This window comes from uncultured Pseudoflavonifractor sp., from assembly GCF_944387805.1.
Taxonomy (GTDB): domain Bacteria; phylum Bacillota; class Clostridia; order Oscillospirales; family Oscillospiraceae; genus Pseudoflavonifractor.
In genome coordinates this window covers 1-13,725 of the sequence record NZ_CALXGI010000010.1, presented here as the reverse complement: position 1 = coordinate 13,725, position 13,725 = coordinate 1, and the positions used below count along the sequence as shown (strand labels likewise).

12 protein-coding genes and 1 tRNA gene are annotated in these 13,725 nt (G+C 63.5%); 5 read left to right on the top strand and 8 right to left on the bottom strand.

Translation table 11 applies throughout. The annotated features are described in order from the left end of the window. Positions 1-158 precede the first annotated feature (158 nt). The 4 genes from selA (at position 159) to Q0K06_RS04460 (ending at position 4,045) form a co-directional block, all read left to right on the top strand. Complete coding sequence (gene selA, locus Q0K06_RS04475) at positions 159-1,553, top strand: L-seryl-tRNA(Sec) selenium transferase (protein ID WP_294549097.1); 1,395 nt, start codon at positions 159-161, stop codon at positions 1,551-1,553. Continuing rightward, positions 1,550-3,439: a selenocysteine-specific translation elongation factor gene (gene selB, locus Q0K06_RS04470; RefSeq protein ID WP_294549094.1), complete on the top strand. Its 1,890-nt coding sequence runs from the start codon at positions 1,550-1,552 to the stop codon at positions 3,437-3,439. Before selA ends, selB begins: the two co-directional genes overlap by 4 nt. Positions 3,440-3,464: 25 nt before the next feature. Then, positions 3,465-3,560: transfer RNA gene (locus Q0K06_RS04465), tRNA-Sec, on the top strand. Positions 3,561-3,679: 119 nt separating this feature from the next. Beyond that, positions 3,680-4,045: a hypothetical protein gene (locus Q0K06_RS04460; protein ID WP_294549092.1), complete on the top strand. Its 366-nt coding sequence runs from the start codon at positions 3,680-3,682 to the stop codon at positions 4,043-4,045. Positions 4,046-4,111: 66 nt separating this feature from the next. On the opposite strand, the gene Q0K06_RS04455 is transcribed toward Q0K06_RS04460, so the two are convergent. The 7 genes from Q0K06_RS04455 to Q0K06_RS04425 form a co-directional block, all read right to left on the bottom strand. Further along, positions 4,112-5,470 (bottom strand): MATE family efflux transporter, encoded by a 1,359-nt coding sequence (locus Q0K06_RS04455; RefSeq protein ID WP_294549089.1) that lies wholly within the window; start codon positions 5,468-5,470, stop codon positions 4,112-4,114. A gap of 112 nt (positions 5,471-5,582) precedes the next feature. Further along, positions 5,583-5,996 (bottom strand): hypothetical protein, encoded by a 414-nt coding sequence (locus Q0K06_RS04450; RefSeq protein ID WP_294549087.1) that lies wholly within the window; start codon positions 5,994-5,996, stop codon positions 5,583-5,585. Positions 5,997-6,371: 375 nt separating this feature from the next. Further along, positions 6,372-7,706, bottom strand: coding sequence for a glucose-6-phosphate isomerase (locus Q0K06_RS04445; protein WP_294549085.1), 1,335 nt, complete (start codon positions 7,704-7,706; stop codon positions 6,372-6,374). A gap of 356 nt (positions 7,707-8,062) precedes the next feature. After that, positions 8,063-9,421 carry a PFL family protein gene (locus Q0K06_RS04440; RefSeq protein ID WP_294549083.1) on the bottom strand — a complete coding sequence of 453 codons (1,359 nt, stop codon included), beginning with the start codon at positions 9,419-9,421 and terminating at the stop codon, positions 8,063-8,065. 10 nt (positions 9,422-9,431) lie between these two features. Next, complete coding sequence (locus Q0K06_RS04435; protein ID WP_294549206.1) at positions 9,432-9,701, bottom strand: ACT domain-containing protein; 270 nt, start codon at positions 9,699-9,701, stop codon at positions 9,432-9,434. Positions 9,702-9,722: 21 nt separating this feature from the next. Then, on the bottom strand, positions 9,723-10,301 hold the full coding sequence (gene yfbR, locus Q0K06_RS04430) for a 5'-deoxynucleotidase (protein WP_294549081.1): 579 nt from the start codon (positions 10,299-10,301) through the stop codon (positions 9,723-9,725). Positions 10,302-10,419: 118 nt separating this feature from the next. Next, positions 10,420-10,665 carry an HPr family phosphocarrier protein gene (locus Q0K06_RS04425; protein ID WP_294549079.1) on the bottom strand — a complete coding sequence of 82 codons (246 nt, stop codon included), beginning with the start codon at positions 10,663-10,665 and terminating at the stop codon, positions 10,420-10,422. Positions 10,666-10,872: 207 nt separating this feature from the next. Here Q0K06_RS04425 and mtaB point away from each other — a divergent pair, with 207 nt between their 5' ends. After that, on the top strand, positions 10,873-12,177 hold the full coding sequence (mtaB, locus tag Q0K06_RS04420; RefSeq protein WP_294549077.1) for a tRNA (N(6)-L-threonylcarbamoyladenosine(37)-C(2))-methylthiotransferase MtaB: 1,305 nt from the start codon (positions 10,873-10,875) through the stop codon (positions 12,175-12,177). Positions 12,178-12,312: 135 nt separating this feature from the next. Here mtaB and Q0K06_RS04415 read toward each other — a convergent pair. Further along, positions 12,313-13,725, bottom strand: a 1,413-nt coding sequence (locus Q0K06_RS04415; RefSeq protein ID WP_294549075.1) for a tyrosine-protein phosphatase, incomplete at its 5' end; no start/stop codon positions are given.

Sequence of the window (13,725 nt, the reverse complement as noted above, 5' to 3'; positions counted from 1 at the left end):
TGCAACAATGGCTGAATTTCATAAAAGCGGCTCCTTTGCGCCGTTTTTATGGAATTGCGCGGCTTCCGCCGCGGGAATAAACCGATTTACGGTTTATTCCGCAGCCATTATAATATAGAAATCCAAGCTGTAAAAATCACCTGCCGGAGGTGCTGTCCATGTGTGAAAATCCGCTCCGCGCCCTGCCCAAAATGGACGTGCTGCTGTCCCACCCCATTCTGCTTGCTGCGCGGGAGCGCGTCCCCTACGCCCTCGTCCGTCAGGCCGCCCGGGACAAGCTGGAGGAAGTCCGCCGGGCTGTCCTGGCCGGGGCAGCGGTGCCGTCCGTGGACGCCCTGGCCGGGGACATCGCCGCGGCGGCCCAGACTATGAGCCGCCCGGGGCTGAAACGGGTCATCAACGCCACCGGCGTGGTGCTCCATACCAACCTGGGCCGGGCACCTCTGGCTCCTCAGGCGGCGGAAGCGGTCATGGCGGTTGCGGAGGGTTACTCCAATCTGGAGTACGACCTGGACAACGCCTGCCGGGGCAGCCGCCACAGCCATGTGGAGTCCCTGCTCTGCTCTCTCACCGGGGCGGAGGCGGCCATGGCGGTGAACAACAATGCCGCCGCCGTGTTCCTCATGCTCTCCGCTCTGGCGGCGGGCAAAGGAGTGGCGGTATCCCGGGGCGAGCTGGTGGAGATTGGCGGCGCCTTCCGGGTGCCCGAAATTATGGCGGCAAGCGGAGCCGTCCTCCGGGAGGTGGGCACCACCAACAAGACCCGGCTGTCCGACTATGAGCGGGCCGTCCTCTCTGGTGAGGCTCTGGCCCTGCTGAAGGTTCACACCAGCAATTACCAGATTGTGGGTTTTACTGAGGACACCCCCCTGTCCCAGCTCTCCGGGCTGGCGGCGGCCCACGGCCTGCCCCTACTTTGCGACCTGGGCAGCTGTGTCCTCTCCCCCGCCTTCCTGCCCAGCCTGCCCGCCCCCAGCGCGGCGGTGGCTCTGGCCGACGGGGCAGACGTGGTGTGCTTCTCCGGCGACAAGCTGCTGGGCGGCCCCCAGGCTGGCATCGTGCTGGGGAAAAAGCGGTACATCGACGCCATGAAGCGCCACCCGCTGGCCCGGGTGGTGCGCATCGACAAGCTGTCCCTGGCCGCCCTGGAGGCCACTCTGCTCCTTCTCCGGGACCCGGAGAGCGCCCGGGAGGCCCTGCCCGCGCTGTCCATGCTGAATGCCCGGCCCGAGGACCTGCGCGCTCGCGCCGGGGATCTGGCTGCCGGACTGGGAGAGGCCCTGGGGGAGGACTATACCGTGTCTGTCCTCCCCTGCACCGGGCAGGTGGGGGGCGGGTCCATGCCCAACGAGGCGCTGCCCGGCTTCTGCGCCGCCGTTACCGCCGGCCCCGGCGTACCTCAGGGGCTGGAGGCCGCCTTCCGGCGCCATGAGGTGCCCATTCTCTGCCGCATCCACCACGGCGCCCTTCTCCTGGACGTGCGTACCCTGTCGGCGGAGGATGAGAGAGAAATTCTCCGGGCGGCGGAGTCGGTGCGGAGGTCAGAGCGGTGAGCCGCCTGATTCTGGCGGTGGCGGGCCATGTGGACCACGGAAAGACCGCTCTGGTAAAGGCCCTCACCGGCACGGACACCGACACCCTTGCCGAGGAGAAGCGCCGGGGATTGACCATCGAGCCGGGCTATGCGGTGCTCCCTCTTCCGGGGGGCGGGACAGCCGACCTGGTGGACGTGCCCGGCCATGAGAAGTTCATCCGCAACATGCTTGCCGGAGCGGCCGGGGCCGACGGGGTGCTTCTCGCTGTGGCTGCCGACGAGGGGATCATGCCCCAGACCAGGGAGCATCTGGCCCTGTGCGATCTGCTGGGCATGGAGCGGGGCATGGTAGCCATCACCAAGGCGGATTTGGCGGACGAAAACCGCTTGGCCCAGGTAAAAGCGGACTGCGCCGCCCTGACGGCGGGCACCTTTCTGGCGGGCGCGCCCATCCTCACTGTGTCGGCCAGAACCGGCCTGGGGCTGGATGCGCTGCGGGCAGCTATCGCCGCCCTGCCCCCCCGCAGGCGGCGGACAGGCCTCCCCTTCCGGCTGGAGGTGGACCGGCTCTTTCCCCTCCGTGGGCGGGGGACGGTGGCGGCGGGCACTGTGTCCGCCGGCCAGGTATCCACCGGCGATGTGCTGGCGCTGTACCCCGGACCTGGGTCGGTGCGGGTGCGGGAACTCCAGTGCCACGGCGCGGACGCTGAAATTTTGGAGGCGGGCAGCCGGGCCGCCCTGCTGCTGACCGGGGACGCCGGCGCTATCCGGAAGGGGGCCACCCTGGCCGCCCCCGGCTCCATGTGTCTCACCGACCGGGTGGATGTGCAGCTGACTCTGCTGGCGGATTCCCCTTTTTCGGTAAAGCACGGCGCCCGGCTCCACCTCCACCACGGCGCCGCCGCCCTGCTCTGCCGGTGCGTGTTCTTTGACCGGGCAGAGCTGCTGCCCGGCCAGACCTGTTTTGCCCAACTGAGGCTGGACGCCCCCATGGCCGCCCGGGCGGGGGACCGGTTCGTGGTCCGCTTCTTCTCCCCGGTGACCACCGTGGGGGGCGGCCTGCTGCTGGACCTGTCCCCCCGCCACAGGAAAAAGGACCCCGGCCTGGCGGATCGGCTGTCCGCTCTGGCCTCCCCCGACCCTCTCCGCCGCATGGCGGCGGCGCTGGAGGGCCGCGCCTTCCCACAGTCTTTGGAGGAGCTGGCCATGGCCGCAGGGCTCTCCCAGACCGAGGGACAGACGGTGCTGCGCCGCCTGGAGCAGGCGGGGAAAGCCCTGCCCCTGGGAGCGTTCTGGCTGTCCGCCGCCGCTATGGAGGCGCTGGAGCGCCGGGCCGCAGCCCTGCTGGACAGCTGGCACGCCGCCCGGCCCCTGGATCCCGGCATGGCGGAGCAGGCCCTGTGTACCCGGCTGCTCCCCGACCACAGCGGGCTGTCTGAAGCTCTGTCTGCTGAGTTGGAGAAATTGGGCACGCTCCGCCGGCGGGATGGCATGGTGTTCCGCCCCGGGTTCCGGCCCAGATATACCCCTGAGCTGGCCAAAATCCGGGACAGGCTGGAGGTCCTGTACCGCCGGGCCGGACTGGAGGCCCCGGAGGACGCCGCTGTGGAGGACGCTTTTGGCCCAGACGCCTCCGCCTGCCGTCAGGTCATGGCCGCCATGACCCGTCAGGGAATTCTGGTGCCTCTGGGGGCGGGCCGCCGTATCCACCGCTGCCCCCTAAGCCGGGCCCGTGCCCTGCTGCTGGAGCTGTTTCAGGACGCCCCAACCCTCACTCTGGCCCGGTTTCGGGACAGGGCGGGCGTCGGCCGGAAATACGCCCTGCTCCTGCTGGAGCACTGGGATCAGGAGGGGCTCACCCGCCGGGCGGGAAATTACAGGGTTCTCCGGAGGGACAATCTGTGATATAATTTATATTTGGCGGCACCATGGGGGCAGAAGGGTATCTGGTGAGCCCCGCGGTCTTCAAAACCGCTGGGGGCGGCGGTCCCGCCCCGGTGAGTTCGATCCTCACCTGTCCCCGCCACCGCTTTCCCTGCAAGTGGGCAAATGTTTTATAGAAAGCGCCAGATTTTTATGTTATACTGTTTGGTGTAATGGTGATTCTGCCGGGGCCGCTGCCCCGATGAAAGGAGCAATGGAACGATGACCCATAGTGAAAATGTGGCTTCCAACAAGTTCTTCTCCACCATCTCCGCTCTGACCAAGGACGGCGCCCTCTCCTGGAGCCGGCTCACCCCGGAGAGCTACCGCTGGTTCGAGGATGTCGACGCCGAAAAGTCCTTCCAGGCCGACTACAAGGGAGGCACCATTTTCCTCCTGTTGGACGAAGAGACCGAGGACGTAGTCTGCCAGATCATCCCCGGCTCCGGGCTGTCCCCCGTTCCTTTCGGCGAGCCCGGCGACTCCAACATGACCCGCCTCTATGAGCAGATCCGCGCCGCTATGCCTACCCCGCTGGAGGCCTACATTGACGCCGTCATCAACGATAACCGCCGTTCTGCCTTCTGATCTCCGCCTTATCTGTATCTGTAAAAAGACCCGGTCCTGTATCTGGACCGGGCTTTTTCTATTCTGTCAGGCTGCCGTCATCTGTTTCATCTCTGCCAGCCGCCTTTTCTCTCTAAACAGGTAGAACACAAGCCCTATCCCGTCAGCCAGCACCCAGCCGATGGGGATGGCCCACCAGATACCGGGCAGGCCGATGGCGGGGATGGGGGCCAGCAGGTAGGCCAGAGCCACCCGGGTCCCCAGAGAGACCACCGTGAGCACCACCGACATGCCGGGGCGTCCCAGTGCCCGGTAGAGGCCGTAGAGCAGGAAGAGACAGCCGATGCCGCAGTAGCAGGCCCCTTCAATACGCAGGTACTCCGCGCCGATAGCGATGATACCGGTCTCCTCCGGCGCCACAAAGATGGTCATCAGGGGTGCGGCAAAGGCAAACACCAGCACGGAAATGACCACACAGAAGGCCAGCGCGGTTCGGACGGCGGAGCGGATGCCCGCCCGGATGCGCTCCGCCTTACCCGCGCCGTAGTTCTGGGCGATAAAGGTGGAAAAGGCGTTTCCAAAGTCCTGAACCGGCATGTAGGCAAAAGAGTCAATCTTTACCGCCGCGGCAAAGGCGGCCATCACATCCACACCAAAGCTGTTAACCAGGCCCTGAATCATCAGGATGCCAAAATTCATCACCGACTGCTGGACACAGGTGAGAAAGGAGTAGGAGAAAATCTTGCCCACGGTCTGCCGCCGCAGCCTCATTTCAGCCCGACGGGGGCAGAGTTGAGGAGCCTTGCGGAAGGCGTACAGGGCGATACAGGCTGCCGAGACAGCCTGGGAGATCACTGTGGCCTCCGCCGCTCCGGCCACTCCCCGGTCCAGCACCAGCACAAACACCAGGTCCAGCACAATGTTCAGCACTGCGCTCACCCCAAGAAATACCAGCGGCACCACGGAATTGCCGATGGCCCGAAGCAGGGTGGCAAAGTAATTGTAGAGAAAGGTAAAGGGGATACCCAAAAAGATCACCCGCACATAGGCCCGGGTCATGCTGTATATCTGCGCCTGAATTTGCAGCGCGTGGAGAATGGGATCTGTCAGAGACATTACTGCCACGTTGAGCAGGGCAGCGGCGGCAGCGATAACCACAAAGGACACAAAAATACTCTCCCGCAGCTTCTCCTCCTCGCGGCTGCCGAAGAGAATGGAGAAATATACGCCGCTGCCCATGCACAGCCCCAGCAAAATGGAGGTGAGAAAGGTCATCAGGGAGTAAGAGGACCCTACCGCCGCCAGGGCGTCCGGTCCCAGACAGCGGCCTACAATCAGAGTGTCCGCTACGTTATAGAGCTGTTGGAGCAAATTGCCCAGGATCATGGGCAGTGCAAAGGGCAGCATGGACCGGGTTACCGGCCCGCAGGTCAGATCACGCTGCACACTCCGCGCCTTCTTTCCTCTTCATAATGCCACCGCCGTGTCCGAACCGGTCCACGGCCGCGGAAAAGCCCCCGGAGGGGATTCCCCTCCGGGGGCTTGCGCCTGCGTACGCTTAGAAGTATTTCTTCACGCCCTCGGTCGCCAGGCTGGCGTCGGCACTGATGGTGACGGTGAACTTGATGTTGTTCTTCTCCCCGAAGGTGTTGAGCCAGTCCAGGAAGTCCTCCACAGCGGCGTCGCCGGGCTCGGAGGGAACGATCTTGGTCAGGCTGTCGATGAAGATGTGGGTAATATCGTAGTCGCCGGCATAGAGGCCGCTGATGAATCCCTTCATGAACTCAAAGGACTTCATCTCGTAGTGGGACGCCTCCACCAGGCGGATCTTATAGTGAATATCGTAGGTCAGCTTGGGGCCGCGCTCAATGCAGACCACGTTTCCGTTCTCGCTATGCACGGCAGAGTTAATGAGCTCGATCATCTGCTTGGTCTTGCCGGTGCCCTTGACACCCATGATCACTCTCACCATATTAATCACTCCTTACATTATACGCCGGAACACCTCCGGCCTTGTGTCTCTATGTTACCATTTATCCGCTCAGATTGCAACTGCTTTGCACAAGTTCACTAAAATTTCATGTTTCCAGGGGGCCCCATTGGCATGCTTAACCAATACTGCCCGGACGGAGCAAAATCCGTCCGGGCAGTATCATTTTGGACACAATTCTTTCCTTTTAACCCTTATTCAGGCGGGCCTCCAGCTCGGCCCCGCGGAATCCCCGATTCCGCGGGGACCCCGTTTCCTCCATCTGCGGGGCGGAGTGAATCCGCCCTCGCATCAAGGTTTTGCCCCGCAAAACGCTTGGGACGCCGCATCCGCGGCGCTCGCAAGGCCGAATGCGGCTCAGCCGTTCAGACGGGCCTCCAGCTCGGCCTTGCGGTCCTCATAGCCGGGCTTGCCCAGCAGGGCGAACATATTCTTCTTGTAGGCCTCCACGCCGGGCTGGTTGAAGGGGTTGACCTTCAGCAGATGGCCGGACAGGCCGCAGGCGTACTCGAAGAAGTAGATCAGCTGGCCCACAGCCCGGGGGGTGCGCTTGGGCACAGTGACGGACAGGTTGGGCACGCCGCCGTCCACATGAGCCAGCACCACGCCCTGGAAGGCCTTCTCGGCCACAAAGGACAGGGGCTTGCCGGAGAGGAAGTTCAGGCCGTCCACGTTATCGGGATCGTTGGGGATGGTGATCTCACCGTCGCACTCAGCAAAGCGGACTACGGTCTCAAACAGGTGGCGCTCGCCCTCCTGGATATACTGGCCCATGGAGTGCAGATCAGCGGTGAACTCCACGCTGGCGGGGAAGATACCCTTGCCCTCCTTGCCCTCGCTCTCACCGTAGAGCTGCTTCCACCACTCGGCAAAGAAGCGGAAGGAGGGCTCATAGCAGGCCAGCAGCTCAATCTTCTTGCCGCCGGCATACAGGCTGTTGCGGGCGGCGGCGTACTGCCAGGCGGGATTGTCCAGGCCGGGCTTGGCCATGACCTCCATGGCCTTGTGCGCGCCGCCCATCATGGCGTCGATATCGATACCGGCCACAGCAATGGGCAGCAGGCCCACGGCAGTGAGAACGGAGTAACGGCCGCCTACGTTGTCGGGCACCACAAACTCTTCATAGCCCTCGGCGTCGGCCAGGCCCTTCAGGGCGCCCTTGTGGGCGTCAGTAGTGGCGTAAATGCGGCCCTTGGCGCCCTCCTTACCGTACTTCTCCTCCAGCAGAGCCTTGAAGATGCGGAAAGCCACGGCGGGCTCGGTGGTGGTGCCGGACTTGGAGATGACGTTGATGGACCAGTCCTTGCCCTTGAGCTGCTCCATCACTTCCAGCATGGCGTCGGTGGACAGGCCGTTGCCCACGAAGTAGATTTCGGGGCCGTCCTTCTTGCACAGGTTATAGTTGGGAGAGGCCAGCAGCTCGATGACGGCGCGGGCGCCCAGATAGGAACCGCCGATGCCGATGACCACCAGGGCCTGGGAGTCGGAGCGGATCTTGGCCGCGGCGGCCTTGATGCGGGCGTACTCCTCCTTGTCGTAGTTCTCGGGCAGGTGGACCCAGCCCAGGAAATCGGAGCCGGGGCCACGGCCCTCCTGGAGCATGGCATGGGCCTCGGCCAGAGCGGCCTCCCGGCCAGTCAGCCAGTTTTCGGGCAGGAAACTCAGCGCGTTGGATGCGTCAACCTTGGGCATATCAAACAGCCTCCTCATCAGTATCACATGGGATTTCCCAGTGGCAAAAGTATACACCAAACCGGCTCATTTTCCTAGAGGAAAATGAGCTGAAAATAGCACTCCGGCGCGGAGCATTTTCAGCGCCGCGCCGGAGTGCATCCCGTTAGAGCGGGTTGTTTCTTCAGTTCTTCAGGCTCTGCATGGGGGCCGGGATACGGCCATCCCTGCCGGGCTTGCCCGGCCGGGAACCCTGAATTCATTTCACATGCTCGGCGGAAGTGAATTCCGCCTGCGCCAAGGTTTTCCCCTCCGGGGAAAACGCTTGTACGGCGCAAGCACCGCCCCATCCTTGATGGGGCCCCGCGGCGGCCGTCTCAGTTCTTCAGGCTCTGCATGGGAGCCGGAATCCGGCCGCCGCGCTGGACGAACTTCTCCGAGCCGAAGGGGTGCACCGGCATCACCGGCGCGGAGCCCAGCAGACCGCCGAACTCCACAGTGTCGCCCACCTTGGTGTCGGGGCCGGGGATGATGCGCACAGCGGTGGTCTTGGAATTGACCATGCCGATGGCGGCCTCGTCGGCGATGATGGCGGAGATGGTCTCGGCGCTGGTGTCGCCGGGGACGGCGATCATGTCCAGGCCCACGGAACAGACACAGGTCATAGCCTCCAGCTTGTCCAGGTGGAGGGCGCCGGAGGCGGCGGCGGCGATCATGCCCTCATCCTCGCTGACGGGGATAAAGGCGCCGCTCAGGCCGCCCACATGGGAGGAGGCCATAACGCCGCCCTTCTTGACGGCGTCGTTGAGGAGCGCCAGGGCGGCGGTGGTGCCGTGGGTGCCGCAGACCTCCAGGCCCATCTCCTCCAGGATGCGGGCCACAGAGTCGCCGATGGCGGGGGTGGGGGCCAGGGACAGGTCCACGATGCCGAAGGGCACGTCCAGCCGGCGGCTGGCCTCCTGGGCCACCAGCTGGCCCATACGGGTGATGCGGAAGGCGGTCTTCTTGATGGTCTCGGCCACCACATCGAAGGGCTGGCCCTTCACGTCCTGGAGGGCGTGGTAGACCACGCCGGGGCCGGACACGCCCACGTTGATGACGCAGTCACCCTCGCCCACGCCGTGGAAGGCGCCGGCCATGAAGGGGTTGTCCTCCACCGCGTTGCAGAACACCACCAGCTTGGCGCAGCCGAAGCCGCCCCGGTCGGCGGTACGCTCCGCCGTAGCCTTGATGATGCGGCCCATCTCGGCCACCGCGTCCATATTGATGCCCGCCTTGGTGGAGCCCACGTTGACGGAAGAGCAGACGAAGTCGGTGGTGGCCAGGGCCTCGGGGATGGAGGCGATGAGCCGCCGGTCGCCCGAGGTGGCGCCCTTCTGCACCAGGGCAGAGAAGCCGCCGATGAAGTTGACGCCCACCGCCTTGGCCGCGTCGTCCATGGCCTTGGCGAAGGGGACGAAGTCCTCGGTCTCGGAGGCGCCCGCCACCAGGGCCATGGGGGTCACCGAGATGCGCTTGTTGACGATGGGAATGCCGAACTCCCGCTCGATGTCCTCGCCGGTGGACACCAGCTTCTCCGCCCGGCGGGTGATCTTGTCATAAATCTTCCGGCAGGCGGCCCTGGGGTCGGGGTCGGCACAGTCCAGCAGGGAGATACCCATGGTGATGGTACGGATATCCAGGTGCTGCTGGTTGATCATGTTGATGGTGGACAGAATGTCGTGTTGATTCAGCATGGCGGGCACCTCAAATGGTATGCATGGCGTTGAAGATCTCTTCCCGCTGGGCGTGGATGACCACACCCTTCTCCTTGCCGGCCTGCTCCAGGTTCGTGACCAGCTGGGCGAAGGGGACAGTGGTCTGGGAGGCGTCCACCAGCATGATCATGGTGAAGTACCCCTGGAGAATGGTCTGGCTGATGTCCAGAACATTGACGTTGTGCTCGGAGAGCAGAGCGCAGACCGAGGCGATGATACCCACCTGGTCCTTGCCGATGACGGTGACGATGGCTCGCATTTGCTTCACAACCTCTCTCAATTATTGCAGTTCATCCAGTGTAAGCCCGAACGCGGGCAGGAAATGCTCAATAAAATAGTCCACCTCCGGCAAGCCCATGGCCTCCACGGCCTCCAGTGTCTGCCCGGCGGCCTGGCGGAACTCATTGTTGCCTGCCTTGACCTCTTCCACGCACTTGATGTGGGCGGAGAGCTTATCCGCCGCCTTTACCAGCCCATGGAGGGACGGGTCGTAGTCCTCCCTCAGCCAGGGGGCGTAGGCGGGGCGCAGCTCAGGCGGCAACATGGACAGCAGCTTGTCCGCCGACACCGCCTCCACTGCTTTATAGGCGTCCCGGATCTCGGGGTTGTAGTACTTCACAGGGGTGGGAAGGTCTCCGGTAAAAATCTCAGGCGCGTCGTGGTACAGGGCCGCCACGGCGGCAGCGCCCGGATCGCAGTCCACGCCCAGCACGTCCCGGCGGATGACCGCTAGCGTATGGGCGAGCACCGCCACCATGTGGGAGTGCTCCTGGATGTTCTCCTGCACCGCATTGCGCATGAGCCCCCACCGGCTGATATATTTCATCCGGGCGATATAGGCGAAAAAGTTGTAGGCCATTCCTCCGCCTCCTCTGTTATTGTTATCAAAAAGCGGAGTCCCCATGTTGGGGGCTCCGCCCGGTCGGCTCCGGCATCCCTGCGGAAGCAGAGCGCGGAGCGGCTCCGGAGGCTGGGGATTACTCCCCGTCCTCCGCGATGAGTGCGGCGATGTCCTTGCGGAAGGCCTCGCTCCCGGCGTCAGTGCCGTGGAACTCCACCTTCACGGGCTTGGCCAGATCCAGGGAGAACAGGCCCATGATGGACTTGGCGTTGATCACATAGCGGCCGGACAGCACGTCAATCTCAGCGGCGCAGCGGGTAGCCGCGTCCACGAACTTCTTTACATCAGAGATGGAAGTGAGCGAAACAAAAAAGGTCTGCATGGTATTTTTGCCTCCTGTGCTTTTGGTCTGTACAATCCGCCGCCGGACTGATAAAATAGTCTGAACGGCAGATTCTGCTTACGGAATCCGCTACCATTATAGCACCACCCCCGAAAATTACAAACATAAATTCCGTTTCTCCGATATTTTCGCCGTTTGCACCAGAGTTAGAAAGGCCGGAGAGCCGGAATCTTGAGAGGGATAACCATGCGATATGCAATTTACACCCTTGGCTGCAAGGTCAACCAGTACGAGACCCAGGCTCTGGAGGCTGAGCTGCTCCGCCGGGGCCACACTCTGGTCTCCTTCGAGGACGAGGCCGACGCCTACATCATCAATACCTGTACCGTCACCGCGGTGAGCGACCGGAAGTCCCGCAACGCCATCCGCCGGGCCAAAAAGCGCAATCCGGCGGCGGTGGTGGCGGTCTGCGGGTGCTACGCCCAGACCGCGCCCGACGACGTGGCCGCTCTGGGGGTGGATCTGGTCTCCGGCACCGGCGACCGGCTGGGCTTTCTCAACGAGGTGGAGCGGCTCTCCGGCCTGGTCAGGGCAGAGGCGGAGCTGGTCCCCGAGATGCTGGTGGACAACATCATGACCCACCGCAGCTTTGAGCAGCTGCCCGCCGGCGGCCTGGAGGGCCGCACCCGGGCCATGCTCAAGGTGGAGGACGGCTGCGTCAACTTCTGCACCTACTGTATCATCCCCTACGCCCGGGGACCGGTGCGTTCTCTGCCCCTCTCCGCCGCCGTGGAGCAGGCGGAGAAGCTGGCACGGGACGGCTATCGGGAGATTGTCCTCACCGGCATTGAGATCTCCTCCTGGGGCCATGACTTCAAGGACGGCACCAGCCTCATCGACCTGGTGGAGGGCATCTGCCGCGCTGTACCCGAGCTGCGGGTGCGGCTGGGCAGCCTGGAGCCCCGCACCATCACGGAGGATTTCTGCCGCCGCGCCGCCGCTCTGCCCAATCTGTGTCCCCATTTCCACCTGTCCATGCAGAGTGGCTGCGACACGGTTCTCAAGCGGATGAACCGGAAATACGATACCGCACGGTATTATCAGAGCGTTACATTACTCCGAGGATTCTTTGATCGCCCCGCCATCACCACGGATTTGATTGTGGGCTTCCCCGGTGAGACCGAGGAGGAATTCACATCCACCCTGGAATTTGTGGAAAAATGCGCCTTCTCCGCCATGCACATCTTCCCCTACTCCCGCCGCACCGGCACCCCGGCGGCCAGGATGGACGGCCAGGTATCCAATGCCGTCAAGGAGGATCGGGCCGCCCGGGCGGGCCAGTTGGCCGCCCGGCTTAAGGCCGCCTATCTGGAGCAGTGGGTGGGCGTCTCCCTCCCCGTCCTCTTTGAGGAGGAGAAGGACGGCCTCTGGCGCGGTCACGCCCCCAACTATGTGGAGGTTATGGCCCGGGGAGAGGCATTACATAATGTAATCCGAGATGTAAAAATTACAGCGCTCTATGGAGACGGCCTGTTGGGCCAGGTGCTCTGACCATCCGGGCGCGCCCCGCTCCGTCCCTCTCGGCTGTGCCGCTTTGGAAGCACCAGCAGCAAAATACCAGCCCCCGGAGAACCTGCAATGGTCTCCGGGGGCCGGTATTTTTTATGCAGCCGGGCCGGCGCAGGCTCAGCCGGCAATCGGGGTGGACAGCCGTGCGGTGAGGGCGGAGATCTGGTCGGCGGTAAGGCCGATGCCGGTCAGATAGCTCTCTGCGGCCTTCTGCAGATCTATCTCAGAGAGGTCGGCGTCCTTCTCCAGACCCGCCAGGTCGCGGAGCATGCCCACAGCCACCTGGGAGATAAGGCTGTACTGCTCGGAGCCCTTCTCCACATGGTAGTAGTTCTCATAGGAGACCATGTAGTCGGCCACAATCTCATCCTGAGAGGCGCCCATCAGGGCTTCCAGCAGGATGGCAGTGAAGCCTGCCCGATCCTTGCCCTCGTTGCAGTGGATGGCATAGGGCCCCTCGTGGGCGATGATGAACTCCAGGCCGGTCTTGAGCTTGCTCTGGAAATCCTGGGACTTGTAATCCACGCCCATGTTGAGGGCAATCACATTGCCCGCCTCATACAGGCTCTTGTAGTAAGGGGAGTCAAAGCCCTCGGCGGCAAAGTAGCCCTGGATGGCCTCGTCACTGTCGGCCAGATTGACAACGGTCTTGACGCCGGCCTTCTCAAGCAGATCGTCGGCATAGGAGGCGCGGCCGATCTCAGGGTTCACGGGGCTGCTGGTACGGTAGAGAACGCCCTCGGCGATGTTCCCCAAAACAATGGGGCGGAAGTTGGCAAACACCTCGTCAGAGGCGTAGTCGCTCCGCTCATTGGTGCGCTGGAGCTGATGGGCCTGGTACTGGCCCAGGTAGCCGGCCTTCTCGGCCAGCGTGAAGGAGACCACGTCGCCCTCCTCCACGCCGTAAGTGCCGGCGAAGTCGCCCATGTTGATGGCGATAACCAGGATGTCGCTCTCCTGGTTGTCCCGCACCACGTTTTCGCCGGTGTTGACGTCGCTGTACGCGGTGCAGAAGGGGATCTCCAGACTCACTCCGTTAACCGTCACATCCAGCACATCGCCCAGCTCCAGGCCGGCGGCATAGAGGGCTGCGGGTTTGATATCCAGGTCCAGGTTGCCGTACTTCTCAACGGCGGCCACGCTGCCCACCACGGGGGCCCGGCTGGTATCATAGTTTGTCACAAACTGCCGGCCGTTGACCACCCAGACATCGGAGAAGTCGGGCGCGCCGTCCTTGTTGGGGCAGATCAGGTAGTCGCCGTATCCGTGCTCGGAGGCGGGGTCGTTCACATGGAGCACATCGCCCCAGGCGGTGTTCACAGTGAGGCGCACATCAACCGGGACAAAGCAGGCGAAGTTGGTGTCCGGTTCGGCCTTGGTTTTCAGGTCGATGAAGGTATCCTTGCGGCTGGTGAAATCCTCTGCCGTGAGGGCAGTGCCGTCGGCCTTGGTGTAGGTCTCGATGACCTTGTCAATCTTGGTGACCCACTGCTCCCCCACGGTGCCCTTGAGCACCACGCTCTCGCCGTC